The sequence below is a fragment of the Streptomyces sp. NPDC033270 genome (assembly GCF_055576575.1).
In genome coordinates this window covers 62,518-86,282 of sequence record NZ_JBVIRA010000030.1, presented here as the reverse complement: position 1 = coordinate 86,282, position 23,765 = coordinate 62,518, and the positions used below count along the sequence as shown (strand labels likewise).

At 67.9% G+C, this 23,765-nt stretch carries 18 protein-coding genes and 7 pseudogenes; 13 read left to right on the top strand and 12 right to left on the bottom strand.

Annotated features, from left to right (window positions below; all coding sequences use genetic code 11):
• Window positions 1–28: 28 nt before the first annotated feature.
• Window positions 29–1,210, bottom strand: coding sequence for an acyl-CoA dehydrogenase family protein (locus ACZ5XZ_RS32760; RefSeq protein ID WP_468984731.1), 1,182 nt, complete (start codon window positions 1,208–1,210; stop codon window positions 29–31).
• A gap of 562 nt (window positions 1,211–1,772) precedes the next feature.
• A complete protein-coding gene (eno, locus tag ACZ5XZ_RS32755) occupies window positions 1,773–3,080 on the bottom strand; it encodes a phosphopyruvate hydratase (protein WP_468984729.1) in 1,308 nt (435 codons plus the stop codon).
• A 175-nt stretch (window positions 3,081–3,255) separates the two neighbouring features.
• Here eno and ACZ5XZ_RS32750 point away from each other — a divergent pair, with 175 nt between their 5' ends.
• Together ACZ5XZ_RS32750 and ACZ5XZ_RS32745 are read left to right on the top strand one after the other, a co-directional pair.
• Window positions 3,256–3,678 (top strand): MarR family winged helix-turn-helix transcriptional regulator, encoded by a 423-nt coding sequence (locus ACZ5XZ_RS32750; RefSeq protein WP_329395209.1) that lies wholly within the window; start codon window positions 3,256–3,258, stop codon window positions 3,676–3,678.
• 425 nt (window positions 3,679–4,103) lie between these two features.
• Window positions 4,104–4,360: pseudogene (locus tag ACZ5XZ_RS32745) on the top strand (transposase); the annotation flags it as partial.
• A gap of 630 nt (window positions 4,361–4,990) precedes the next feature.
• On the opposite strand, the gene ACZ5XZ_RS32740 reads toward ACZ5XZ_RS32745, so the two are convergent.
• Window positions 4,991–5,671, bottom strand: a complete 681-nt coding sequence (locus ACZ5XZ_RS32740; RefSeq protein ID WP_468984726.1) for a hypothetical protein — start codon at window positions 5,669–5,671, stop codon at window positions 4,991–4,993.
• Between the two features lie 524 nt (window positions 5,672–6,195).
• Entirely contained in the window at window positions 6,196–6,606 is a 411-nt protein-coding gene (locus ACZ5XZ_RS32735) for a MerR family transcriptional regulator (RefSeq protein WP_468984724.1), read from the bottom strand.
• A 65-nt stretch (window positions 6,607–6,671) separates the two neighbouring features.
• Between ACZ5XZ_RS32735 and ACZ5XZ_RS32730 the strand changes: the two are divergent.
• The 5 genes and pseudogenes from ACZ5XZ_RS32730 to ACZ5XZ_RS32710 all read left to right on the top strand — a co-directional run bounded on the left by ACZ5XZ_RS32730 (window position 6,672) and on the right by ACZ5XZ_RS32710 (window position 11,407).
• Window positions 6,672–7,810, top strand: a pseudogene (locus ACZ5XZ_RS32730) (alkene reductase).
• A gap of 277 nt (window positions 7,811–8,087) precedes the next feature.
• On the top strand, window positions 8,088–8,216 hold the full coding sequence (locus ACZ5XZ_RS32725; protein ID WP_468984722.1) for a hypothetical protein: 129 nt from the start codon (window positions 8,088–8,090) through the stop codon (window positions 8,214–8,216).
• Between the two features lie 627 nt (window positions 8,217–8,843).
• Window positions 8,844–9,464: pseudogene (locus ACZ5XZ_RS32720) on the top strand (1-deoxy-D-xylulose-5-phosphate synthase N-terminal domain-containing protein); the annotation flags it as partial.
• The gene (locus ACZ5XZ_RS32715) at window positions 9,400–10,014 is read left to right on the top strand and encodes a terpene synthase family protein (RefSeq protein ID WP_468984775.1); all 615 of its coding nucleotides are present in this window, start codon (window positions 9,400–9,402) and stop codon (window positions 10,012–10,014) included. The pseudogene ACZ5XZ_RS32720 and the gene ACZ5XZ_RS32715, both read left to right, overlap by 65 nt.
• The gene (locus ACZ5XZ_RS32710; RefSeq protein ID WP_468984719.1) at window positions 10,001–11,407 is read left to right on the top strand and encodes a protoporphyrinogen/coproporphyrinogen oxidase; all 1,407 of its coding nucleotides are present in this window, start codon (window positions 10,001–10,003) and stop codon (window positions 11,405–11,407) included. The genes ACZ5XZ_RS32715 and ACZ5XZ_RS32710 overlap by 14 nt, the downstream gene beginning before the upstream one ends.
• Window positions 11,408–11,960: 553 nt before the next feature.
• Here the strand turns inward: ACZ5XZ_RS32710 and ACZ5XZ_RS32705 are convergent.
• Window positions 11,961–13,055 (bottom strand): NAD(P)-dependent alcohol dehydrogenase, encoded by a 1,095-nt coding sequence (locus ACZ5XZ_RS32705; protein ID WP_468984716.1) that lies wholly within the window; start codon window positions 13,053–13,055, stop codon window positions 11,961–11,963.
• A 34-nt stretch (window positions 13,056–13,089) separates the two neighbouring features.
• Window positions 13,090–13,556 (bottom strand): annotated as a pseudogene (locus ACZ5XZ_RS32700) (DUF4334 domain-containing protein).
• A gap of 472 nt (window positions 13,557–14,028) precedes the next feature.
• Here ACZ5XZ_RS32700 and ACZ5XZ_RS32695 point away from each other — a divergent pair.
• Window positions 14,029–14,181, top strand: a pseudogene (locus tag ACZ5XZ_RS32695) (IS110 family transposase); the annotation flags it as partial.
• Window positions 14,182–14,463: 282 nt separating this feature from the next.
• Here ACZ5XZ_RS32695 and ACZ5XZ_RS32690 read toward each other — a convergent pair.
• Complete coding sequence (locus ACZ5XZ_RS32690; RefSeq protein ID WP_468984714.1) at window positions 14,464–14,823, bottom strand: nuclear transport factor 2 family protein; 360 nt, start codon at window positions 14,821–14,823, stop codon at window positions 14,464–14,466.
• 25 nt (window positions 14,824–14,848) lie between these two features.
• The gene (locus ACZ5XZ_RS32685) at window positions 14,849–15,634 is read right to left on the bottom strand and encodes an SDR family oxidoreductase (RefSeq protein WP_468984712.1); all 786 of its coding nucleotides are present in this window, start codon (window positions 15,632–15,634) and stop codon (window positions 14,849–14,851) included.
• Window positions 15,635–15,733: 99 nt separating this feature from the next.
• On the opposite strand from ACZ5XZ_RS32685, the gene ACZ5XZ_RS32680 reads away from it, so the two are divergent.
• Window positions 15,734–16,252 (top strand): winged helix-turn-helix transcriptional regulator, encoded by a 519-nt coding sequence (locus tag ACZ5XZ_RS32680; RefSeq protein WP_466765978.1) that lies wholly within the window; start codon window positions 15,734–15,736, stop codon window positions 16,250–16,252.
• A 57-nt stretch (window positions 16,253–16,309) separates the two neighbouring features.
• Here the strand turns inward: ACZ5XZ_RS32680 and ACZ5XZ_RS32675 are convergent.
• Window positions 16,310–17,909: pseudogene (locus tag ACZ5XZ_RS32675) on the bottom strand (ISL3 family transposase).
• Window positions 17,910–18,141: 232 nt separating this feature from the next.
• Window positions 18,142–19,245, bottom strand: a complete 1,104-nt coding sequence (locus tag ACZ5XZ_RS32670; protein ID WP_468984709.1) for a hypothetical protein — start codon at window positions 19,243–19,245, stop codon at window positions 18,142–18,144.
• Between the two features lie 516 nt (window positions 19,246–19,761).
• Here ACZ5XZ_RS32670 and ACZ5XZ_RS32665 point away from each other — a divergent pair.
• A complete protein-coding gene (locus ACZ5XZ_RS32665; RefSeq protein ID WP_468984706.1) occupies window positions 19,762–20,256 on the top strand; it encodes a hypothetical protein in 495 nt (164 codons plus the stop codon).
• A gap of 200 nt (window positions 20,257–20,456) precedes the next feature.
• Window positions 20,457–20,678: pseudogene (locus ACZ5XZ_RS32660) on the top strand (transposase); the annotation flags it as partial.
• Window positions 20,679–20,822: 144 nt separating this feature from the next.
• On the opposite strand, the gene ACZ5XZ_RS32655 reads toward ACZ5XZ_RS32660, so the two are convergent.
• Window positions 20,823–21,698, bottom strand: a complete 876-nt coding sequence (locus ACZ5XZ_RS32655) for a LysR family transcriptional regulator (protein ID WP_468984773.1) — start codon at window positions 21,696–21,698, stop codon at window positions 20,823–20,825.
• Between the two features lie 57 nt (window positions 21,699–21,755).
• Between ACZ5XZ_RS32655 and ACZ5XZ_RS32650 the strand changes: the two genes are divergently transcribed.
• The gene (locus ACZ5XZ_RS32650; protein WP_468984704.1) at window positions 21,756–22,250 is read left to right on the top strand and encodes a cupin domain-containing protein; all 495 of its coding nucleotides are present in this window, start codon (window positions 21,756–21,758) and stop codon (window positions 22,248–22,250) included.
• Between the two features lie 97 nt (window positions 22,251–22,347).
• A complete protein-coding gene (locus tag ACZ5XZ_RS32645) occupies window positions 22,348–23,097 on the top strand; it encodes a class I SAM-dependent methyltransferase (RefSeq protein WP_468984701.1) in 750 nt (249 codons plus the stop codon).
• Between the two features lie 179 nt (window positions 23,098–23,276).
• Here the strand turns inward: ACZ5XZ_RS32645 and ACZ5XZ_RS32640 are convergent, their stop codons facing one another.
• Window positions 23,277–23,735, bottom strand: coding sequence for a PaaI family thioesterase (locus ACZ5XZ_RS32640; RefSeq protein ID WP_468984699.1), 459 nt, complete (start codon window positions 23,733–23,735; stop codon window positions 23,277–23,279).
• Window positions 23,736–23,765: the final 30 nt, after the last annotated feature.

Below are 23,765 nucleotides of genomic sequence, written 5' to 3'. Positions count from 1 at the left end.
GACCCCATCCACCGCGCCGACCTGATAATCACGGCGTCAAGTCGAGAAATTCCCAGTGTGCTTGGGGTTGCGCGCCGCTCAGCCATTTCCCGCAGTTCTGCAGGACCGTGGGGCTTGAGGTGATGTGCTGGGTGCCTGTGCCGAGATCACGCAGAAACCGGTCGATCGGCCCGCGCCGGATCGCCGTCGTCCCCGCCCATCGGTGCACCGTCTGACCCACGTCCTGCACGGTCCACGTCGCGTGGTTGAGCGCCAGCCTGAGCAGAGTGTCCTGCTCGGTACTCGACAACTCGCCCGCATCCAGGGTGTCTTCGATACCTCGCCATACCTCCATCGCCCACGCCCGAGCCGAGCGCAGCTTGGCTTCGGCGGTCGCGTACTCCGCGTGGAACTGCGCGGTGTCGACGGCGGCGTTACGTGTGCCGGATTTGGCCGCGGCCACCGACTTCAGCTCATCGAGCAGGCGCCGCCCGACACCGAGCGCCCAACCGGTGTGTCCGATTGCGGACATGTTGACCAATCCGAGGCGGTAGATCGCGCCGCCGCTGGCCGGCTTCGTCGTTGTGGCGAGATACGTGTGCGACGCCGGGACAAGCACATCGGCGCAGTGGTAATCAATACTGTGCGTCGCCCGCAGGCCGAGCACATCCCAGTTGTCGACGAGTTCCACCTGCGACTTCGGCATCGCCAGCACCCGCAGCTCCCCGGTGCCCTCGACCTGGATCGCACTGTGGACATGGGTGGCGTGCGCCATACCGGAGGCGAACTGCCAACTGCCACTCACCAGATAGCCACCCTCCACCGGGACGGCCCGGCCGGGCCGGGTGCCGTGTCCAGCCAACAACGCGTGGTCCCCGCCCGCGACATCCGGGAACAAGTCGGCCGCCGCAACGGCATCGAGATAGGCCGCAGTGGTGCCGGTCATCAACTGCAGCGCCATCATCGTCCAACCGGCCGCGGAATCGTGGTAGCTGACCCGCTCGACTGCCTCTATCAATTGGCGTGGGGAGAACTCGTAGCCGCCGAGGCTCTGCGGCAGTGCGGCTCTCACGACCCCGGCACCGAGCAACGCCCGCGCGGTGTCCTCGGTGAGTCTGCCGAGTTCCTCGGCCGCGTCCGCGTCCGCCTCAAGCGCCCCGCCGAGTGCGTCAATCCGCTGGAGCAGCGCCGGAAATTCCGGGCTGACATGCAATCCGATCGAGACTGCCATGGATGGTTGCTCCTCGCTAGCAGTAAGTATTGAGTCAGCGTCACCATAAGGGAGGAACCGCACCGTTCTTCCTCGGCCTGACCCAAGGAACTCCCTTACTGAGGACGGGAGTTACGGCGGACCCGAAAGCGGTGTGCCCACGAGCCAGTGGGATGCACATGGGCGCGGTTGTCGTCGGCTGTTTTCGATTGCTGACAGCGGATGGTCGCCGCCTGATGTGGATAGGGCGCAGCGCAGACGGAGCTTACGGCTTCGAAGAAATCAGGTGCTCTGGAGGCGTACATGAACAGCTGTCGCGGTGCGCGCACGGCCGTGATCGTGGGCGCGGGCGTCGCTGGTCTGACACGCGGACGTTGACGCCGTGCCGCTGGAGGCGGACGAGCGCCTCCCGCAGGAGGCCAGGGCTGGCTGGCTGGCTCCATTCGACCGGCCGTGCCGACCGGTCCGGAAAGGCGCAGGTCACACGGGGGGAGAGAGCCCAGGAAGATGTGTCTCCCGGCACGCGCGCGGGCCCCCGATCGCGCGTGCCGGGAGCCCGCTGGTCTCTACCTCTGCCTCCTGCTCACGCCCGACGCAGTGCGGAGCGGCCCGCGTAGCGCGCCGAGTCGCCCAACTCCTCTTCGATCCGGATCAGCTGGTTGTACTTCGCCGTGCGGTCGGAGCGGGAGAGCGAGCCGGTCTTGATCTGACCGCAGCCGGTCGCCACCGCCAGATCCGCGATGGTGGTGTCCTCCGTCTCGCCCGAGCGGTGCGACATGACAGCCGTCCAGCCCGCCTGGTGGGCCGTGGCCACCGCGGCCAGCGCCTCGGTCAGGGTCCCGATCTGATTGACCTTGACCAGGACCGAGTTGCCGACGCCGGTGCGGATGCCCTCGCGCAGCAGCGTCTCGTTGGTGCAGAACACATCGTCGCCGGTGAGCTGACAGCGGTCGCCGACGCGGGCGGTCAGCTCGCGCCAGCCGTCCAGGTCGTTCTCCGCCATCGGGTCCTCGATGGAGACGACCGGGTAGGCGTCGATGAGCTTGGCCAGGTAGTCGGCGTGCTCGGAGGGGGTGCGGCGCACGCCCTCGCCGGCGTAGTCGTACACCCCGTCGCGGAAGAACTCCGACGACGCCGGGTCCATGACCAGGCCGATGTCCGCACCGGGGCGGTAGCCGGTGCGCTCGATGGCGGTCATGACGAAGTCGAGCGCTTCCTCTGCCGTACGCAGCGCGGGCGCGAAGCCACCCTCGTCGCCGACGCCCGTGGAGTGCCCGGCTGCCAGCAGATCGCGGCGCAGGGTGTGGAAGACCTCGCTGCCCATGCGGACGGCTTCGGCGAAGGTGTCCGCGCCCACGGGCGCGATCATGAACTCCTGGAAATCCAGCGGATTGTCGGCGTGGGCGCCGCCGTTGACGATGTTCATCATCGGCAGCGGCAGGAGGTGGGCGTCGGCGCCGCCGAGGTAGCGGTAGAGGGGCTGGCGGTGGGCCGCCGCGGCGGCCTTGGCGGCGGCGAGGGAGACGCCGAGGATCGCGTTGGCGCCGAGCCGGGACTTCGTGGCGGTGCCGTCGAGGGCGACCAGCGCGGCGTCGAGACCCGCCTGGTCCGCCGCGTCCCGGCCGCGCATGGACGCCGCGATCTCCCCGTTGACGTGGGCCACCGCGCGGTCGACGCCCTTGCCGTGCCAGCGCGCGGAGTCTTGGTCGCGCAGTTCCACGGCCTCCCGGGCACCGGTGGAGGCGCCGGAGGGGACGGCCGCGCGCCCCAGGGACCCGTCCGCCAGGACGACGTCGACCTCGACCGTGGGGTTGCCCCGGCTGTCGATGATCCGTCGGGCGGTGACGGTCTCGATGCCGGCGTGGACGGTCCCAACTGCCTTTGCGGACATGGGAGTTCCTTCCCGTTGTCGTGTGCCGTGGCCCTGGCTGCGACAACGCTGGCGCTGAGCCCGACGACCCAAACCCTACAGCAATACTGCACAGCTTTGCTGCTCAGTTTTGCTGTGCAGCATTGCTGCGCAGGTCAGGTGCACAGCTTTGCTGGCCAACGGGGTAAAGTGCCCTATGCCCACCCCGGAAGCCGCCGCCATCGCCGTCGAACTGCGCACCGCGATGGGCAAGCTCACCCGACGCGTCAAAGACGAGGACCGCATCCCGCTGGGCCAGGCCGCCGTGCTCGGTGCACTCGACCGCAACGGCGCCATGACCACCAGCGACCTCGCCGCCGATCAGCGCGTACGCCCCCAGTCGATGGCCCGGTCGGTGGGGCTGCTCATGGAACAGAACCTGATCACGCGCCGGGCGCACCCCACGGACGGCCGTAAGTCGCTGGTCGAGCTGTCGGACGCGGGCCGGGCCGCGCTCGAAGCGGAGCGCGGCCGCAGGGCCGGTTGGCTCGCGCAGGCCATCGAGGCCGAACTCACGGATGAGGAGCGGGCGTTGCTGGCACGGAGCGCCGCCCTGCTGGAGCGGCTCGCCACACGCTAGGGTCTGTCCGAGGGGTCAGGGTCGGAAAGGCCGCGACGCCCGGCACGCGCCCCCAAGCTCTCAGTTTCGCTCGAGCAGGGGGTCCCCCCTGCGCCGCACCGGCCGAAAGTCCAAGTACGACCAGTACGAGGACTTCCGGCCCGTACGGACCTGCTGTCGCACACCACCGACGAGGCCGCCAAGGCCGATTGCCAGGCATTCAAGGATGCGGTGGAACTCCCGACGGCCAATGGGATCGCGGAGGCGGTCTGTTGGGTCTACGAGCAACCACAGCGGATCACCGTCCGCGAACTGGTACTGACTGCGACCGGACAGGCCGCGTGACAGGCCAGGAGGGGGAACTGCCGAGTGTGCGTCACAAACTCCCCGTGGGTCAGATTCGGGTTTGGGCCCCGAGCGGGGTGGTGGTCCGGCAGGACGTTGGTGTGTCGCGTGCTCAACTCACCAACGAGGTCCGGAAGTTAACCGGCCCGTTCCTGCCGATCGGCAGGAACGGCCCGTACCCCGAGCGTTCGCGTGAGCAGATCGAGGGGGTGATCCGGCGGCTCCGTACCGGCAGCCAGTGGCGGGAGATGCCCCAGCGGTTCGGCGCCTGGCGGACGGTCGACAACCATTTCACGTGATGGCGGGACGCGGGCTCTTCCAGGCCCTGCTTGAAGGGATGATCACCGAGGCCGCCCGCAGAGACGTGTCCTGAACGCCGGGCAGCCCGCCGACAGCCCGCAGTTCATCCCCGTCCTGAAGAAGGTGCGCATCCGCCTGTCCGTGAGCCGTGCCTGCACCCGGCGCGCCGCCGTGGCCGGCGACGGGGCCTCCTCCCGCGCCAACCACCCACCCGCGATACATGGACATGGTGTCAGGAACATGCATAGCGAGCTCCACGACGACGAGGGACATGCGGATATCGCGGGGGAATCCGCGGCGGCCGGCACGGTGATGCGCGGCCGTGTCCCCATCGATGGGAGAAGACAGGTCTGGGCCGCTGTGGTTCGAGCGGTACGCCGAGGAGGCCGGGGGCAGGCGCGCCGACCCCCGGCGGCCACGCCGCTAGGTCGTGTCCGCAAAGTCCCGCCTGGCCTGCGACGCCTGGCACGCACGCTCGCTGTGTTGTCGGGATCGTCCACGTAGACCCACTACGAGGACGACCCTCCGCCTTGCGATGCAGCTCGGCATCCAAGGAGCGGATGAGGAGCTGAGACGGAGTTCGCGGTGGGGGTACCTCCCGCGCCCTTAAGGCGTGGGGGAGAACGTAGTGCACCAGACGCCGCAGGCCCCGCCCGACGGGCGGACGACGGGACTTTGCGGACACGACCTAGGCCGACGGGCCCAAGATCGGCTCCAGCTCCCCGGGCACCTCGATCGTGAGCGTGCCGTCTCCGTTGTCGAAGGCGGTCAGCGAGGTCAGGGTTCCGTCACGCCACCAGTACAGGTACGGGGAGATGGGGCCGCTCCCTTCGTCGGCGTCGTTTTCGTACGATTCGAGGCCAAAGGACGCCAGGGCTTTGACGGCTGTGCCCGCATGGTGGTCCATGATCGGGTGGAAGGCGAAGTGGTGCCGGCCGGGGACGGCCACCAGCACGCCTTCGGGCGGCGGCGGGTATCCGTGTGTGGTCCGCATAACCTCGTCGAGCACCAGCACCTGGCTCCCCACGTAATGGGAGTCGCCGCCGACGAGGTGGAGGACCGTCCCGTCATCGAGTTCGACCGTGTCGTACTCGAACGGATCCTTGAGGAGGTTGGCCCGTCCGGCCGCCCGCAGCTTTTCCAGCCCGCCGTACTGCGCCACGTCACAGTCCCTGAGCATGCTGACAGCGTCGCCCAGGTCGACGGAGAGGGCCTCGACGAGACCCTTCGCCACGGGCCGCACGTATTCGTAGGCGTCGACGATCTCCGGCGGCAGCATGTCATCGGCTATCAGCCTGAGATAGACGCTCTCCGCCATGTTGTCAGGATTGCGGTCGGGGTGGCTGTTGGGGTTATGGAAGAAATTCACAGCAGGAGCGTAGGGCGCCCCACTGACAGTCCCTCACCGCGAAGCCGACACCGGCCGCTGCACCCGGATCGATTGCAGCGGCCCTGTGGCAATCCACCAGCCGGTCTCCATCCGCGCCCAGTTCAGCCCCGGCACCCGTGTGCGGGCCGTAGGACCTGCCAGGCCAGCTGAGCGGCGCGTTGCCGCCAGCACGTGCTTCTGCACGACGTGGCCGTCGACGGCGGAACCACATGGCACAGGTTGTCGGAAGCGTCTTGTACCGTCCAGGTGGTCTCGCGCAGGAGCGTTTCCGCAGGTCAAGTCCTTGTGGTCCAGGTGCGTCGACCCTGTTGGTGAGACGTGTGTGAGAGCAGTGAGAGGTGAGGAGCCCCCGTCGGATGGCTCCGGCAGGGGTTCCTGCGTTCCGGGACGGGCCCGGTGAGGTGTTCGGCACGGTCTTGCTGTGCTCCGGCTCGCCGACTTCGGCTCGCGGGGAGGGGGGCGGTGGCGACGCGGATGCTGCGGCCGATGTGGAGCGTCGCCGACTATCCGCGGCTTGCCCCGGCGGTGTCGGCCCGGGAGACGGCGGAGGCGTTCAAGCCGACCGATGCCGTGGTGATGACTTCGTCCAGGACGTCGCGGGAGCGGATCAGGTCGGTGATCATTCGATTGATGCGATCCCGTTCCGTGGTGAGTTCGGTCACCAGCAGTGGCGTAGCGATCTCGTTCGGGGCGCCGTCCGCGTCACGCATGCAGGGGAGCAGCTGAGCGATCTTCTTGCTGTTCAGTCCTGCGGCATAGAGTGCCTGGATGCGGATGACCCGGTCGACCGCCCAGTCACCGTAGTGCCGTTGGCCACCCGGCGTGCGCTCGGCCCTCAGCAGCCCCTGCGTCTCGTAATAGCGCAGCGAACGCTCGCTCACCCCACTACGCCGGGCCAGTTCACCGATCCGCATTTCCCACCTCACATGCCGACTCAGGACTTGAACCTGACACTGATGTCAACTTCTACCGTATCGGCATGACGAAGACCCCCGTGACATCCCGCCTGTTCGAGCCCGCCCGTCTCGGCTCCCTGCGCCTGTCCAACCGCTTGGTGATGGCGCCGATGACCCGGAACCGCGCCGCGGCCGACGGCGTTCCGGAATCGATCATGGCCACCTACTACGCACAGCGCGCCTCGGCGGGGTTGATCATCGCCGAGGCTTCCACGCCCAACGCCGTGGGCCTGACTTACCCCAACATTCCCGCGATCTACAACGAGGCGCACGTGGCTGGATGGCGGCGTGTCACCGATGCGGTGCGCGCAGCGGGCGGCCGGATGTTCCTGCAATTGCAGCACGGCGGCCGGATCGGGCACCCGACAACAGTGGCCTGACGCCGGTCGCGCCCTCGCCGGTGCCGCTCCCGGAGACGATCCACACCCCGAGCGGACACCAGGATCCGGTCGTGCCTCGTGAGATGACCATTGATGAGATCCACTCCACGGTGGCCGACTTTGCCGCCGCCGCCCGCAACGCCATCGACGCGGGCTTCGCCGGGGTGGAGGTGCACGCCGCCAACGGCTACCTCCTCCACCAGTTCATGGCACAGAACACCAACCACCGCACGGACGCCTATGGTGGCTCGGTGGCCGGCCGCATCCGGTTCGTGGTCGAGGTGGTCCAGGCCGTCGCCGACGCGATCGGCCCCGAACGGGTCGGCCTGCGCATTGCCCCCGGACTCACCGTCAACGGCATCGACGAGGGCGATACCGAGCACATCTACCCGGCGCTCATCGACGCCCTGACGGACACCGGCCTGGCCTATCTGCACATCGTCTTCGCCGACCCGGACCGGCCCCTCTTCCAGCACATCCGAGAGGCCTGGTCGGGCACGCTGATCGCCAATCCGGTGCTGGGGTGGGGAGGACCGCTTCCCGACGACGGCGGCAGGCACGAGGGCGAACGGCTCCTGGCCGCGGGAGCCGACCTGATATCGCTTGGCCGGTCATTCCTGGCCAACCCCGACCTGGTCGAACGACTGCGCATCGGCGCACCGCTCAATCCAGTACGGGACAAGGGCCTGATGTACGCAGGCGGAGAGGCCGGGTACACCGACTATCCCGTGCTGCCCGCCGCCCAGCACCGAGCCGAGCGGCCCTCACTCGTCGGACCGTGACCACGGCGAGCCGGGCCTGGTAACGGCCGTGGCCCGACTGAGATGCCCAAGCCGCCATCGGCCGGCGGTGACCAGTTTGGTGATCACGTCCTTGTCGATGTCGTACAGGTTGTTGAGTGATGTCGTACAGACCGTTGAGTTCTGTGCCGGAGCAGTGGATGACGTTGTCGTCGGAGAGCGTCCACAACGTGACGACGCCACTGCCCGTTCTTCGCGACACCCAAGGATCCGGGGATCCTCCCGAAACCGTGCCGGCACGAGCAGAGCACCGTGGGTCATGGCGACACCGCACAACCTCGCGATCGGCCTTGCCCGGCTGGTGGGCTGGGACAACATGGCCGCCGCTGTTGATCGCTACCAGTCACGTCCCGAGCACGCACTCGATCTGATCACGACCGCACCCTGAGAACGCTGCTTCCCCGGTGTTGTCACGCCCACCACGAAGGCGCCATTCGTCGCCCAAGAATTCACGCCATCAAGCCATCGAATGCAGACCATTGATATCTGCGCGGGAATCCATATCTACCCTGACCAGCGAGATCAAAGTGTCGCTGGTGTGCAACATCCAGGGCCAAGTCCGGTGCGAGCGGTGGCAGCTACGGTGTCAGGCCGTAAAGCCGCTGGCGTGACTGCGCTGCTCTGGAAGCGTGGATGGTGCGGGGGGTAGACGTTTGTGTGATGCGTACTGCAGCGGCCGTGCACACATGGCGGCTCGCAGGTTTGACTACCGAGGTCGCAAACGCGAGCTTTCAACACGTTCAACACCTCGGTGGCGAAATCCTCTTGCGCACGGGGAGTTACGGGAGCGTACTGGTGACACCACTCAATGAGCGGTTCGTCACAGGGCACTTTGACGTAGTGCAGCGTGTGCGGCAAGTGCTGATGGTGTGTGCCTTCACGGGTTTGAGAGCACTCGCAGGCTGAGCATGGAAGAGGCGCTGTGCGCATCTGTCTACTGCGCGTACTGGGCGGGTGTCTTCCTCCGGTGAGCCGGTGTATGGCCTGGGCTGCTCTCCAATGAAAGAGACCTGCGATGGCCACCAATTCGGCAACACAAACAGATCATTTGTTGCTGGACTCTGATATCAGCCCTGAGGCGATAAGACATCTTCCAGCGGGGTCGGTTTCACTGCTGGCCGCGCAGGTACGGGCCTTTCTGGTGGAGAAGGTATGCGCGACCGGTGGGCATTTGGGACCGAATCTGGGTGTGGTGGAGCTGAGCATCGCCTTGCACCGGGTGTTCGACTCTCCACGGGACACCTTGCTGTTCGACATCGGTCACCAGGGCTATGTCCACAAGCTCCTGACCGGCCGGGCCGGGGGGTTCGGTCAACTGCGGCAGGCGGGCGGTCTGTCCGGCTACCTTTCCCGGGCCGAGTCGCCGCACGATGTGATGGAGAACTCGCATTCCTCGACCGTGCTGTCCTACGCCGACGGTCTGGCGAAGGCCCGTCAGCTGGCGGGCGAGAGCGACCGTGCGGTGGTCGCCGTTGTCGGGGACGGTGCGCTGACGGGCGGGATGTGCTGGGAGGCGCTGAACAACCTCGGTGCTGCGCCGGAACGTCCGGTCGTCATCGTCCTGAACGACAATGTGCGCTCCTACGCCACCACGATCGGTGCTCTTGCCGACCACCTCCAGCACCTGCGAGGCACGGGCCCCGACAGCGTCGACTGGCTGGTTGATGCCGAAGAGGGAAACAACAAGCCGCGCACGGGTGTTGGTCCTGACTCGGGGGGCGGAGCGAACAAGGCGGGGCCTGGTCCCCGACCGTGTTCGCGCCGCATCCGAGTACCGCGAACTGGTGCGCTCAGCAGGGCTGGTCATGTGTGTGATGAACGACCTGATCAGTCTCGGCAAAGAAATCGCCGGCAAGGAAGAGCACAACCTGGTCTTGCTCATGGCGCGGGACGCGAACCAGGGCCTTCGGCAGGCATTCACGTCCGCTGAGGCGCTCTTCGCGCATCACGTGGCGGAGTACCTCAGCCACGCGGCCAATCTTCCCAGGATGTACGAGCGGCTCGGTGTAGCCCCGGCAGACCGGGCGGTGGTGGACGGATACAGAGCCGGCATCGAGTACGTGATGCGGGGTGAGCGCGACTGGGCCCTTGCCACCCTCCGGTACCGCGTGGCAACCCGGGCCACTGACCCCGGGTACGAGACAGGCACCACGGACGGAGAAGGGCCGAGCAATGGAAACCTCTAACGGACCCACCAAGCTGGCCGGCGAGAAACGGCGGGTCGTCGTCGTGGGCGCCGGAATCGCCGGATTGGCCGCTGCCTTCCGGCTGCAGGAAGCGGGCTGTTCGGTAACCGTGCTGGAACGCGATCAGCACGTGGGAGGGCGTATGCGCACCCTGACTCACGCTGGCTACCAGCTGGACTTGGGCGCGATGTGGCTGTCCTACAACTACCGCGAGATGGTCAACCTGCTGGCCGACGCCGGGCTCCAAAAGGAGATGCGTGCCAGCAGCGACGTCGTAGGCATCGTGCGTGGTGGAAAGGTCCACCAGTTCCGCTGCCACCGCCGGACCGACCTCCTGCGCACCGGCCTGCTGAGCTGGCGGGCCAAGCTCGCCGCGCTCAACCTCCTCAAAGACGCCCACCGAGTCGCCGGTTCGATCCGCTTCGACGACATGTCGGGTGGCGCGGCCTTCGACGACCGAAGCGTGGAGGACTACTGCTCGCAAAGGCTCAGCGAGGAGGTGACCGACTACCTGATCCGCCCACTGTGCTCAGCCTTCTACTACGCCCCCGCACACGAACTGTCGGTCATGGGCGCATTCATCGCCGCACAAGTACTGATCGGGAAACGGTGCTTCAACTTCGACGGGGGGATCGATCTCCTACCGCGACGGCTGGCCGAGCGGGTCCCTGTCCGGCTGGGGGCACAGGTGACCAGTGTGGAAGAGCGACCCGGTGGTGGTGTCCGAGTCCGCTGGCAAGAAGGAACAGCACCCCCTCAGGTGCAAGAAGCCGAGGCGTGTGTGGTCGCCGTACCCGCACCACAGGTCCCCGGCATCGTTCCCGGCCTCTCGACAACGCAGCGCGCTTACCTGTCCCAACAACGCTACGCACCCGACCTCGGAGTCCACTTCGGACTCGACAGTCCTCCACCAGTCGACTACCTCGCAGCGTTCTGCCCACCCCGCGAGAACCCCGACCTCAACTACGTCACGATCGATCACATCCGCGCACCCGGCCGGGTACCCGCCGGCAAGGGGCTGATCTCACTTCGCTTCCACCCCCACTGGAGTCAGCTCCACCGGAACAGCAAAGACCACGAGGTCACCACCGCGGCTCTCGATGTGCTCGGCAAGTGCATCCCCGAACTCGCCCAACACATCACCGCCCACCAGACCACCAGCCTGGTGCACTACCATCCGCTGGCAGGCCTCGTCCGCCCAGCGGGCGGCTATCAAGAACTACAGCAGTTCATCCATAGCCTCGCTCCCCAAGCCCGCGTTCAACTGGCCGGAGACTACTTCTCGTTCAGCACGACAAACTCCGCGCTTGCTTCCGGCGAACGCGCTGCGGAACGCGTCAAGGCAGCGCTCCAGACAAGTCCCGTCACTCGAAGGAACAGCATCGCCAGCTGATCGGCGGGCCTGCCGTGCTACCACGTCAGGCGCCGTCAAGCTATGCCCAAGGCCGAGGGTTCGGGCAGCGGGCGTAGCGTCGCAGAGATCAGCGTCGTAGCCATGAGCAGCTATCGCATCTCGCAGCTGGCCGAACGCTCCGGTGTGCCGGCCACGACGCACCCAGGAGCCTGGGTTTGGTGTTCGAGGTCGTGGGCCAGCGGTCATGAAGCCGATCAGTCCGCAGGGCCCCTACCAGCCCGGGGTCCGCTGTGGACGGATCGCCTTCATGACCGCTGCAGGCCCGTGATGGCCGGAATGCGGATGGCCTCTTACACCTGCCTCTGCCATGTCATCTGCGGAATGCCGGAGGAATTCCGGATCGGTGCCCGGTGCCTGCGTGGGCGGTATTTGCTGCACCGGCGCCACTGCTCACTGGCCTCGTGGCGTGCATCGAGAAGCGCGGGGGAGGGGCGCCGGGCAGCCGGGTGGTCTCCGGGGACGTTCTGTCTGGCGTACTGGATGGCAAGTGCCCCAGTTGGGGCACGGCGCGGGGCCGGAGGAGATATCTGGCTCAGTCGAAGGTGAGGACAGGTTTGACCGCGGTGCCGTCCCGCATGCCGGATACCGCGTCGCTGATGTTCTCGAAGGGGAAGGTGGTGATGAGTCGGTCGACCGGGAAGAGGCCGCGTTGGTGGAGGTCGACCAGCTGCGGGATGAGACGGCCGGGATCCGAATCGCCTTCGATCACTCCGTGGAGGCGGATGCCTTTGCCGATCAGGTTCATGATGTTGAAGGTGACTTCGGTGCCCATGCCGAGGAGGGCGAGGTCGCCCCTGGGGCGCAGTGCGCCGACGGCCTGCGTGAGCATATCGGGCAGGCCGGTGGTGTCCACGATGTGGTGTGCTCCGCCGCTGGTGAGGTCCAGGATGGCGGTGACGAGGTCATCGTCCGACGTAGGGTCCAGGGCGGCCTTGGCTCCGATTTCGATGGCCAGGGCGCGTCGGGAGGCGACCGGATCGACGGCGATGACTGGGTCGCAGTTCACGGCGAGGGCGGCCATGAGGGCGCTGAGTCCGACGCCGCCGGCGCCGATGACGACCAGCGATTGGCCCGGCTCGGGGCGCAGGCGGTTGAGTACGGTGCCCGCTCCTGTTTGCACCCCGCAGCCCAGCGGTGCGGCGACGACGGCGGGCAGGTCGGCGGGGATCCGGATCGCGTTGCGCTGGTGGGCGATGGCGTACGTGGCGAAGCTGGACTGACCGAAGAATCCGCCACGGACGGGGGCACCGTCGACGGACAACGGGGTGGTGCCGTCGCGGCGTCCCCCGGAGAGGTTCAAGGGCCGCATGAGGTGGCAGTAGGCCGGTTGGTCTGCCGTGCACTGCTCGCACGTACCGCAACTGTTGAAGGTCAGGCACACGCGATCGCCTGGGGCGAGGTCAGTCACCTCCGTGCCCGTTGCCTCGACCACCCCGGCGCCTTCGTGGCCGAAGACCATGGGCATGAGCTGCTCCGGCCAGGCGGCCTGGACGCGGAGGTCGGTGTGGCACAGGCCGGCTGCGGTGATTTTGACCAGTACCTCGTGCGGCCGCGGGGCTTCGAGGTCCACGTCCCTTACGACGAACGGTCCGCCCTGGCTCTCGGTGATGGCGGCTCGGATACGCATGGTGGTTCCTTCCTGCGACGTCCTGCGGCCGTTCTTAGGCGACGCGCTCAAGAATGAAGTAGAAGAAGGGGCTGTCGTCGGGGAGTTCCTTGCCGTGCTGGATCCCCATGAGGGTGGTGTCGTCGACCCGCTTGAAGTGGTCGAGGAGCGGCATGCCGTCGTAGATGAGCGCCGCGGTGACCTCACCGCGGAACTCGATGTTCCACAGGCTGGCCTCGCCTTTGCCCAGCTCGATGTTGGAGTACAGCTCGCCGTTCTCGCCTCGGCAGATCACTGGCTTTGCGTCCCTCACGCTCACGAAGGTCTTGCCATACCAACCCATCTGGTCGAGTTGGCCGTTGAGCGGGTGCCCGGTGTCGGCCGCCCTTCCACTCGCCGAGGATCTCCTCGGCCCGGACCGGTCTCCAACGCGGCCCAGATCGCGTCGAGTTCGGTTGTGGAGACCTGACTCTCCTGCTTGCGCAGTTCCTCGAACAGTGTACGGGCGTGGATCGTATCCATCGTGATCTCCTTTTGTCCTACGGTGTTGTACGGGTGTGACGTCAGCCCCTCCCGCGGCCTTCGGAGCCGCTGTAGCGGCTCTAGCGGACCGCCCTGGGCATCAGGAAGGCCCCGGAGGGTGCAGGCGACGACGGGGATGGGCTGGTGGGTGTTGTTCTGGTACTCGGTGTGTCCTGGCTGGAGCGCCGCGACGTGGGTGAACAGCGGGGTTCGTTGTGGCGGGCGGGCCGGAGTTGGTGTCCGCTGGATTTGCTTGGCGAAGTTGTCCGGTCGATCAAGCCCTACGAAGGGTCGGCGGAAGCCTTTTGAGGATTTTGGCGATGATGGCGGGATGCCCCAGGCTGGTCGGGGAGCGCAGCATGCTGGCAACTTCGTAGAAGGCCGTAGGCAGTTCCGGGTCGTGTGCGGCAGCTTCGGCCGGCCGGGACAGGTACCAGGTGGCCAGTCGTGTCCCAGGAATGCGGGGTCCGTCCACGCCGATGCCCAGAACGCAGCACGTGCGGTGCTGAGCATGCGGGCGCGTGCCCAGGCCAAGTCAGGTGATGGACCGGTTCAGATCGCCCGGATGTACGAACTCACCAAGGGCTCGGCAGTCAAGGCCCGCACCCAGGCGATCAACCAACTGGCTTTGTTCACGAGTCCCGGTTCTGGCTCAACTTCTGTGGTGCGTCCACGCTGAGTAGTCGGTTGATGGGGATCTTTGAATCTCCTCACCCTGTGCTGAGGATGGCCCCGGAGTTGCTCGCCTTGATTCCTCAGGCGTGCACGTGCTGATCTGCGAGTGAATGCCGAACTTGAGGGCTGGCCTCTTGGTCGGGTGGCTGGGTGGGCACGAGGGCTGGGACGGGGCGGTCTGGGGTGGGTGGGGTCTCTCTCGTGGGCGGGAACAAGTGGTGTGGGAGCGGGCTCAGGGTTCGATGGCGAGGTGTTCGATGAGGTCGTCGCGCAGCGTGAACCGATAGTGGAGATCGATGGTGCCGCCGGGGAAGTTGCCTTCGAGGTGGTGGGTGGCGGTGTAGTGGGCCGTGTCGGTCTCCTGAGCGTTCGTGAGGTGGATGGTGTAGGTGAATTCGGTGGCGGATCGGTCCAGCCACCGCTCAATCGCGGCGCTGCCCTGATAGGTGTTGCCGTCGTCGATCACTGTGGCGTCGTCGGTGAACGTCGCGACCGCGGTGGCGGTGTCGTGGGCGCGGTGCGCTGTGAGGTAGCGGGTGATCACCTCGGGCAGGTCGTCCGGGGTGATGGTCCGGGGCTGGTTGCCGTGCATGACGCTCCTGATGGTGCTGGCGGGTTCAGACGGTGGGGGTGGTGCCGCCGTCGATGACGTGTTCGGCGCCGACGATGGCCGAGGCGCGGTCGGAAACGAGGAAGGCGACGAGCTCGGCGACCTCCTCGGGCCGGTTGGGGCGGCCGAGCGGGATGCCTCCCAGGGAGTCCATGAGCCGGCCCAGCGCCGCTTCCTGGCTGATGTCGGCTTCGTGGGCGATCCGGGCGACGAGGTTGTCGGCGGCCGAGGTCTGGACGAAGCCGGGCGAGACGGTGTTGACGCGGACGCCGTGCGGGGCGACCTCGTTGGCCAGGCCCTTGCTGTAGGTGGTCAGGGCGGCCTTGGCGGCGGCGTAGGCCAGGGTGCCGTTCCACAACGGCATGCGGCGCTGGATCGAGGTGACGTGCACGATCGCGCCCCTGCCTTTGGAGATCATGTGCGGCACGAGTGCGCGGTCCAGGCGGACGGCGGCCAGCAGGTTCGTGTTCAGCTCCCTTTCCCAGTCGTCCTCGCCTAGCGCGGCGAATCCTCCTGCCGGTGCCTCGGAGCCGCCGAGGGTGTTGACCAGGATGTCGACGCCTCCCACGCGGGCGTCCACCTCGGAGGCGACGTGGGCGGCGCCCTGGGCGGTGGACAGGTCGGCGGCGATGAACGTCTTCTCCTCGACGTCGTCGGGGCGGCTGCGGGCGGTGACCAGCACGGTCGCGCCAGCCTCGGCGAGCCGTCGGGCGATCGCGGCTCCGGCGCCCTTGGTGCCGCCGGTGACCAGAGCGTGTCGGCCTTCGAGGGATTCGCTGATGGATGTGGTCACGATGTGCTCCGTTCCCGGGCGCGGGTATACGAGGCGTCACTCCCGCCTCGACTGCTAAAATAGAAGCTACTAACTTTGACTTTAGCAGTAACTGAGGGGATGGCCGCGGTGGCAAGCCGGATCAGGCTGGAGGACCGGGAGTGCCCGCTGTCCGCGACGGTGGAACACGTCGGCGAGTGGTGGACACTGCTGATCCTCCACGACGCCTTCGACGGCTACACCCGCTTCGACCAGTTCCAGGAGAGCCTGGGCATCTCCTCCAGCATGCTCACCACCCGGCTGAAGACCCTGGTCGCGGACGGTCTGCTGGAGCGCCGGCCCTACCAGACCAGCCCCGTCCGGCACGAGTACGTCCTGACCGAACTCGGGCGCTCCCTGCGCCCGGTGATCGTCGCCCTGGCCGCGTGGGGCAACTCCCGCCTCACGCCGACGGAGCGCAGCATGATCCTCGTCGACGCGCACAGCGGCGAGGAAGTCGAGCCCGTCGTCGTCGACGCCAAAACCGGCCGCCGACTCGACGACAGCGCCGCCTACGTCTTCACCGCGGGCCCCGCAGCCAGCGACGCGATGCGCAGCCGCTACGCGGCACGGCCGGCCATTCCCGCGGAAGAGGCGTAAGTCCGCCCGGAAGAGCCTCGTACAGCCCCTGAAGTAGCCGGAACTCAGCCAACTGGCTCACGCGAGTAGTACCCGCTTGCGTAGCAACTTGAAGCCGGCTCGGCCGAACATCTGGCACTTGAGCATTTTGATCCGGTTCACATGGCCCTCGACCGCGCCCGAGCTCCAGGGCAGGGTCAATCCAGCGGTGACGGCGTCGATGTCGCGGTCGATGCCGGCGGCGAGGGTGTGGAGGCTGGGCAGGTCGTCCTGCCGGACGGCGTCGAGCCAGGCCGGGAGTCGCTCGCCCTGGCGGTCGGTGAGCATGGTCGCGAAGGACCGGACGTGTCGGGTGAGGGCGTCGAGTTCGGGGCACTGGGTGCGGACGGTCTTGAGCTGGAGTTGTTCGGGCTCGGTGAGGGTTTCCGGGCGGCTGAGGACCCATCCGGAGACCGTTCGGGGTGAGGGCGGCCGGGCGGTCACCGGGCGTGGTGAGGTGCGCTTGTCGTGCAGGTAGGCGCGAACGCGCTGGTAGCTGCCCTTGTAACCGAGCGGCACGATCTCCTCCCACAGTTTCCACGCGTTGGTGCAGCCTTCGTTCCAGCGGTCGTCCAGGTAGGGCTTGTAGTCATCGAGGGCCGAGGGCCGGTTCTGCCATTGGCCGGTGAACAGGTCCTCCGGCTTCGCCGCGTCGGCGAACCGTTTGACGGTGTGCCAGGCCATGCCGAGCTGCCGCTGGACCGAGCGCAGGCTGTGTCCTGCCTCCAGGAGTGCGTGGACGGAGGCGTGCCGGGCCCGGGTGCGGTCGGCGAACCGGTGCCCAGTCGGCCATGGTGAACCGGACGGTTCCCCTTCCGGGGCGGGTTCCGGCTCGGGTTCGGGGGCGGCCGGGACAAGGGCTCGCAGGCAGCGGCGGTGCTGGGCGACGGCCCGCTCGGCGGCTTCGCTCAGGTTGTGCCAGAGGTGCCACCGGTCCGCGACCTGGACGGCCTGCGGGGCGCCGGCAGAGGCGCCTTCGGCGAAGAACGGTGCCCGGTCCCGGCACACGACTTCGATGCCTGGCCGGCCGGAGAGCCAGGCCGCCAGGCTGGACGCCTCCCGGTCCGGCAGCAGATCGACAGGGCGGCGGGTCTCGATGTCGACGAGGACGGTGCCGTAGTGGCGGCCCTTGCGGGTGGCGTACTCGTCGACGCCGACCACCCGCGGCGCAGGAATCTCAGGTTCTGGTAGGTCGTCCACCAGCCGGAGCACCATGCTGCGGCTGACAGAGATCCCGAGAACGCGGGCGATGCGGGCCCCGGCCCGGCCCGCGAGGGCCAGGCCGACGGCGGCCAGGGTGGAGCGCAACCGCTCGGTCCGCTGACCGTGCCGACGTGTCAGGCCGGGTATCTGCTCGACGAAGGTGCGGCGTGCGCAGCCCGAGTTCCCGCAGGTGAATCCGACGGACCCGCAGCTGGAGAACAACGCTTCGGCCACCGCTCGGCACATCAGCGGGAAACCGCAGGTAGGAACCATGCACCCGGTTCGACCAGCATCCGCAGACCGGACACACGGCACCGTCCGCGATGCATTGCGCATCAACACGCACTTTCTCGATGTTCACGTCCACCGACAGCACCGCGACGTCCGCGATCGACGGGAACAACAACTCCTTGAGCCGGAGCACGACCTCGTCCACCGCCCGAACTGTCAGCCCAACCGCCGGGCCGACGGACCAATTTCGAGCGACTTCGCGTACGGCTCGAAGGACCCTGGCTGTCACTCAGAGTGGCCGCGTCACAGAAGTTGAGCCAGAACCCGAGTCCCGACAGCGGTTGTTCCGCAGTTTGGGAGGCACCCGGATCAGGCCGGGGCCGCTGTTCACGAGACCGGGAGGCACCCGGCGGCCGGGGTTGCTCCTTCGAACGAGGTCAGGACGGACGCGGGCCGGTGGGAGCCGCCAGCCGTGCTCGGGCCGCGGCTCGTACCTCGGGCGTTTCCATCGGGTCGTCGCGCAGTACCGTGACCCGACCCAGGGTCTCCGGGCAGGCGGGTGCCGAGGCGATCCCGATGAGCCGCGCCGTTTCCTCGCAGTCCCAGAGGGACTCGGTATACACGTAGTCCAGGCCGTCCCGGTCGATGGCGGCCAGTGCCTCTAGGTACGAGGCCCTTTCGTACGAGTGCGGGGTGCGCAGCCAGAAGCGCCGCAGGTAGGGCACCGCGTCGGCGGCCTCGGGACCGAACCGGGCCAGGCGCCGGGCCGTCCGGTCAGGACCGCACCAGGTCCGTGCCGCCCACTGTTCGGCGAGTTCTTCCACGAGTCCCTGCAGAGCCTCTGGGCCGGGATGGTCGGCCACGACGTCCGCCCCCAGCTGCGCCAGCCAGGGGCGGTCGTCCCGTGCCCAGCCGTGCGCTGCCGGTACGGCGAGCTCGCCCAGGCGCTCAACGGCCCGCCTGAGCAGGGGCAACGGCCGACGACCGTCCTGGGTGCCCAACGAGGGGACCAGCGGGATCAGCCCCTCAGTAGGCTCTCGGCCACTCAGCGCACGCAGCGCGTCGAACTTCGTGTCATCCTCCGTACGATCGCCGGCGAGCAGGGCGAGGAGCTCTGCGGTGCTGAGCTGGGCCAGCGACGGCCGCGGAACGAACGGAGGGCTCTGCACCTTGATCCCGAACTGCGTCCACGGCTCGCGGAACCACGGAAGCTCCGCTTCTGCGCTGATCCGAGCGCGTGCAACGTCACCGAGGTCTTCCCACCAGTCCGGCGTCCAGCTGGCTGATACCGACTCCAGCACGCCGATCCAGTGCTCTCCTTCCCGGACATACGCCCGCAGCCCCTCCCTGGCCTCGCCCGATCCGGCAAGAGCCAGCAGCTCCAGCACCTCGCAGGCCCGCAAGCAAGCCTCCTCGTCCCCCGCCAGCTGGTCCACGACCGGCGTGGGGGACAGCTTCAGGTCCTGGACCAGCCGCGCCAGGTACAGAGACCGGTCGTCGGTCCCGTCCCACCGCCAGTCATGGCGGATCCCGTCATACACGAACGCAGCAGATCCCCGCGGGTCCTGGAGCGCTTGCACCGCTCCCAGGCCACGCCCACGTTGCAGCAGGCCCTCGACAGAGTCGGAGTGGGCGTATGGCATCTCGTCCTCATCATTCATCACCCGGCAGCCTGCCTGAACGGCCCCTGACCCGCCAGGCGATATTGTCCGGGTCTCGCCGGAGGCCCCCTGGTCGAACCCGCCCGGCCCACGACGAAGACAGGATGCCGTCGAAACCCGAACGATCCGTCTCGGCGCCGGTGGCTTCGTGCCTCCCCATCCCATGGCGAAGTGCTGCTGGTTCTCGGGCTCTGGCTCAACTTCTGTGAAGCCGACCGACGCTCCCTCGCGTTCCGCCATCTCCGCGGCTCGCGTGTACACGCCGCCGGTGCTCTGGCGCCGGGAGGAGACCCCGGGGCCAGAGTCGAATTACAGCTAGCGAGCTCGTGCATGGGTAGGCCGTGAGGCGTCGGGCTCCTGATCGTTGATCACGGCGTGGTGGGGAACGCAACTCGTGTGGCAATCGTCAGTGGCCGGAGGATCACCGGCTTTTCGGCCGGCGTGATCGCTGAACTCGTTGCGGAGATGGGTCGGTTGTGGCACGAAGGGCACTACGCCAAGCTCGTGCCCAGGCCCCGGAAGCGGGCCGTGGGCGCCGGTGCGAAGCACCGGTTGGTGTTCGTCGACCGGCTCCTGGCCACCCTCGTGCATCTCCGCCACGGGACACGCACGACGTCCTGGCCTGCTGGTTCGGCGTGGATCGCTCCACCACCACACCGCAAGTTCAAGAAGAGCGCCCCGGACCGGTACGAGGAAATCTACGAGCGACAGCGCAAGGCGCACTCCTCACGACGCATCCGAGTCGAGCACGGCATCGCACACCTGAAGAACTGGCGAGCCCTGACCCGCCACCTCAGCCGTCGCGAGCACATGAGCGCCATCGTTCAGGCCGTCGCCGGCCTGCTGTCCCACCAACAGACCACCGACCCGGCATCGGTACGGCAGAAGTGAACATCGGGCCCCACCGAAACTCTCCACGCCTCACCACCAACCATGCACGAGCTCGTTAGCGCTGCACCAACGCGTGGATGCTCTGGGAAGAACTCGTTCCCCTCGGCTACCAAGGAAGCTACGGCCGGGTCAGCGCCTACCTGCGGGAGAAGCGCACCTCGCCGCGGCCGGTTACCGCACGGCCGCCGGCCGAGCGCCGGGGCGACCAGCTCCCGCAGTGGCTCGATGCCGTCCGCCAGGACGGCCTCCCCAGCCTCCACACCCTCGCCGCTGGCATCGACCGCGACCGCGACGCCGTCATCGCCGGTCTCACCCTGCCCTGGAGCTCCGGTGTCGTCGAGGGTCACGTCAACCGCATCAAGATGCTGAAACGGCAGATGTTCGGCCGTGCCGGCTTCCGGCTTCTCCGAAAGCGCGTTCTCTTCGCGTCACGGAGAGCAACCGCGTCACGAAAAGCGGGCCAGAACCCGAGAAGGGGCAGCAGATGTTCACCGCTTCGGGAGGCAGTCCCGAGGGCCGCAGCGTTCGAATTGTTCACGGGATGCGGCAGCACCAGTTGCCATCGTTCAGTGGCGGTACGCGGCTGTCGCGATCTCGACGAAGGAGCGGATCAACGGGCTGGTGTCACCTTCGTTCCACACCGCCACCACTCGGCTCGGTGTCATGTCGATCAGCGGTACCACGGCCAACTCCGCGGGCACGTCGTGTCCGAACGGGGCCAGGCCGACCGTGCCGTTCCACAACACGGCCTGCAGGCATTCCTGAACGGCCCGCACCATTGGCCCCTCGCGCGGCCTGCCGCCGTTCCAGTACGACTGCCAGATGGGGTCGGTGCCCTGCGGGAACTGGAACCAGCGGCGGTCGCTCAGCTCGGCCAGCCGCAGCCGGTCGCGGCGGGCCAGCGGATCGTCGGCGCGCAGGACCACGCCGACCGGATCGGTTCGCAGCGCACGCACCGTCAGGGCGGTCTCGTCGAACGGCGCCCGGGTGAGGGCGACGTCGACCAGTCCGGCGCGCAGTCCGCACGTCGGGTCGGTCAGGTCGGCGTCGCGGATGCGGATGTCGATGCCGGGGTGGGTTCGGCGGTAGGCGGCGGCCAGCCTGGACACTCCCGGGTCGGTGCCGTCGCCCAGGATGCCGACGGTGATGGTCGCGGCGCCGGCCGCCGCGCTGACGCGTACCCGGACGCGGTCGGCATGGTCGAGTAAGGCTCGCGCCTCGTCGAGCAGCACCGTGCCCACCGGCGTGAGCGCGACGCCGGTGGGGGAGCGGGCGAAGAGCAGGGCCCCGACGTCGGCCTCCAACTGCTTGATCGCCCGGCTCAGCGGCGGCTGACTCATGTGCAGTCGGGTGGCGGCCCGGCCGAAGTGGAGTTCCTCGGCGACCGCCACGAAGTAGCGCAAGGTCCGTAGCTCCACGCTGCAACGATACCCACGAGGCATCGGCACCGCGGGATGGGTCTTGGACACCGGCGGGGTCCCGGCGGTGCACTCGTGAGCATGACCGAAGAAGCGAAGACCAGCGAGCCGCAGGCCGACCCCGCCGTATCGGTGGTGGGTCCCGGCGACGGTGAGGCGATCGTTCTGGGCACCACGCGCATGCGCGTTCTGGAGGACGGCAGTCACACCGGGCATCGCCTCGCCATCGCCGAGTCCGTCCTCGCCCCGCGCACCCAGGGACCGCCGCAGCACCGCCACGTCCAACACGACGAGGGCTTCTACGTCCTCTCCGGCACCGTGCGGTTCACGGTCGGGGACGAGGACTACGACGCCACCGCGGGCACGCTCGTGATGGTTCCGCCAGGCACCCCGCACACCTTCGCCAACCTGACCGATCAGCCCGCCGTCATGCTCAGCACCTTCACCCCCGACCTGTACGTGCAGTACTTCCGAGACCTCCAGAAGGTGTTCGCCGACGGCCGGCCGCTGACGCGACAGGCCAACATCGATGCGATGAGCCGCTACGCGACCGAGCCCGCCACCGACCTCGCCTGAAGCCGACGGGACGGAACGGCCCAGCCACCCTTCATCCGACCGGCGAGGCCGTGCCAGGATCCGTCGTACGACGACCCCGCCGCCCGGCGTGACGGCCATGACGGCAGGACGGGCATGCATCACCACGACGATGGCCTCGCTGCCGCACAGCAGGACCACTGGCAGCACCCCTACACCGCCCCATCCGGGCATGTACGGCGGACAGCCCTCCGGCCCCGCCGTACACGCGGCTGAGGTGTTCCGAGGGGGTGCGGCCAGGGAGGTGCTGGAGCTGGGCGCCGGACACGGCCGCGACGCCCTGTACTTCGCCCGCCAGGGGTTCACAGTCCAGGCCACCGATTTCCGCCCCGTCGGGCTCCAGCAGCTCCAGGAAGCTGCCCGGTCTCAAGGTGTCGCCGAGCGGGTGACCACCGCGGTGCACGACGTGCGCGAACCGCTGCCGCTCGCTGACGCCTCGGTGGACGCGGTGTTCGCTCACATGCTGCTGTGCATGGCCCTGTCGACCAAGGAGATTCACGCCCTGGTCGGTGAGGTCCGCCGGGTGCTGCGGCCCGGCGGCACCTTCGTCTACACCGTCCGGCATACCGGCGACGCCCTTCCCCAAGCTCTTAATGAGCAGGGCAGACCCCATTCGGCGCGGGCACCGCGCACGGCGACGACATCTTCGAGCACGGCGGTTTCGCCGTGCACTTCTTCTCCCGCGCCCTGGTCGACGCCCTCGCCGACGGCTGGCGGCTGCAGGAGGTCCACGCCTTCGAGGAAGGCCGCTGGTCGATCATCCACATCGCAGTGGAGGGGATGGCCCCGGTCCGGCGTCTTCCGGGAGCACTCCAGAACCGGCCGGTGAATGAGCCACGCCGTGGTTGGGCCCCATCGTGGCCACACTCACGTGGTGCACGTCTTTGACAGTGCCTTGGCCGGCTGGTCGAGCAGCCGGGCGTCGATCAAGGCGGTCGGGGGCAGGTGGCGGTGGCCGGCGACGGATCGGGATCGGGGCGTCTCAGGGCCGTCACTCGTGAGCCGCTCTCACTGGATGGGGAAGATCGCGCACGTGGTGGTGGCGTGTGCGTACACCTTCCCGTCGTCGACGCCGACCACCTGAGCCTCGGCGGTGCCGAGCGTGCGCCCGACGTGGACGGCGGTGCCGGTCGCCCGGAGCTTTCCGGTCCGCGCGGTCACCGGCCGGATGAGATGCACGTTGAGCTGTGCGGTGGTGTAGCCCGTACCGGCGGGCAGGCGGCTGAAGACCGCAGAGCCGAGCGCCGAGTCCAGCAGGGTGGTCAGGTAGCCGCCATGCACGGTGCCCATCGGGTTGTACAGGTGCTCTCCGGTTCCGCCCTCGAAGACCGCCCGGCCGGGCTCGGCGCCGACGAGCGTGAAGCCGAGCGTGTGCGAGATGGGTGCCTGCGGCGTACGGCCCTCGATGATCGAACGCAGGAAGTCCAGACCGGAAGGAGCGGTGGTTTCAGTGTTTTCGCTGTTCATGGCAGTAACGCTAGATCGCTTCCACGCCAC

Excerpts from the sequence above, each read along its gene's own strand:
- eno (WP_468984729.1), bottom strand. The coding sequence starts at position 3,080 with ATGTCCGCAAAGGCAGTTGGGACCGTCCACGCCGGCATCGAGACCGTC.
- ACZ5XZ_RS32760 (WP_468984731.1), bottom strand. The coding sequence starts at position 1,210 with ATGGCAGTCTCGATCGGATTGCATGTCAGCCCGGAATTTCCGGCGCTG.
- ACZ5XZ_RS32680 (WP_466765978.1), top strand. The coding sequence starts at position 15,734 with ATGGCCGCGGTGGCAAGCCGGATCAGGCTGGAGGACCGGGAGTGCCCG.
- ACZ5XZ_RS32645 (WP_468984701.1), top strand. The coding sequence starts at position 22,348 with ATGACGGCAGGACGGGCATGCATCACCACGACGATGGCCTCGCTGCCG.
- ACZ5XZ_RS32640 (WP_468984699.1), bottom strand. The coding sequence starts at position 23,735 with ATGAACAGCGAAAACACTGAAACCACCGCTCCTTCCGGTCTGGACTTC.
- ACZ5XZ_RS32705 (WP_468984716.1), bottom strand. The coding sequence starts at position 13,055 with ATGCGTATCCGAGCCGCCATCACCGAGAGCCAGGGCGGACCGTTCGTC.
- ACZ5XZ_RS32735 (WP_468984724.1), bottom strand. The coding sequence starts at position 6,606 with ATGCGGATCGGTGAACTGGCCCGGCGTAGTGGGGTGAGCGAGCGTTCG.
- ACZ5XZ_RS32655 (WP_468984773.1), bottom strand. The coding sequence starts at position 21,698 with ATGCCTCGTGGGTATCGTTGCAGCGTGGAGCTACGGACCTTGCGCTAC.
- ACZ5XZ_RS32710 (WP_468984719.1), top strand. The coding sequence starts at position 10,001 with ATGGAAACCTCTAACGGACCCACCAAGCTGGCCGGCGAGAAACGGCGG.
- ACZ5XZ_RS32690 (WP_468984714.1), bottom strand. The coding sequence starts at position 14,823 with ATGCACGGCAACCAGCCCCGGACCATCACCCCGGACGACCTGCCCGAG.
- ACZ5XZ_RS32750 (WP_329395209.1), top strand. The coding sequence starts at position 3,256 with ATGCCCACCCCGGAAGCCGCCGCCATCGCCGTCGAACTGCGCACCGCG.
- ACZ5XZ_RS32650 (WP_468984704.1), top strand. The coding sequence starts at position 21,756 with ATGACCGAAGAAGCGAAGACCAGCGAGCCGCAGGCCGACCCCGCCGTA.
- ACZ5XZ_RS32725 (WP_468984722.1), top strand. The coding sequence starts at position 8,088 with ATGGCGACACCGCACAACCTCGCGATCGGCCTTGCCCGGCTGGTGGGC.
- ACZ5XZ_RS32715 (WP_468984775.1), top strand. The coding sequence starts at position 9,400 with ATGTGCGCTCCTACGCCACCACGATCGGTGCTCTTGCCGACCACCTCC.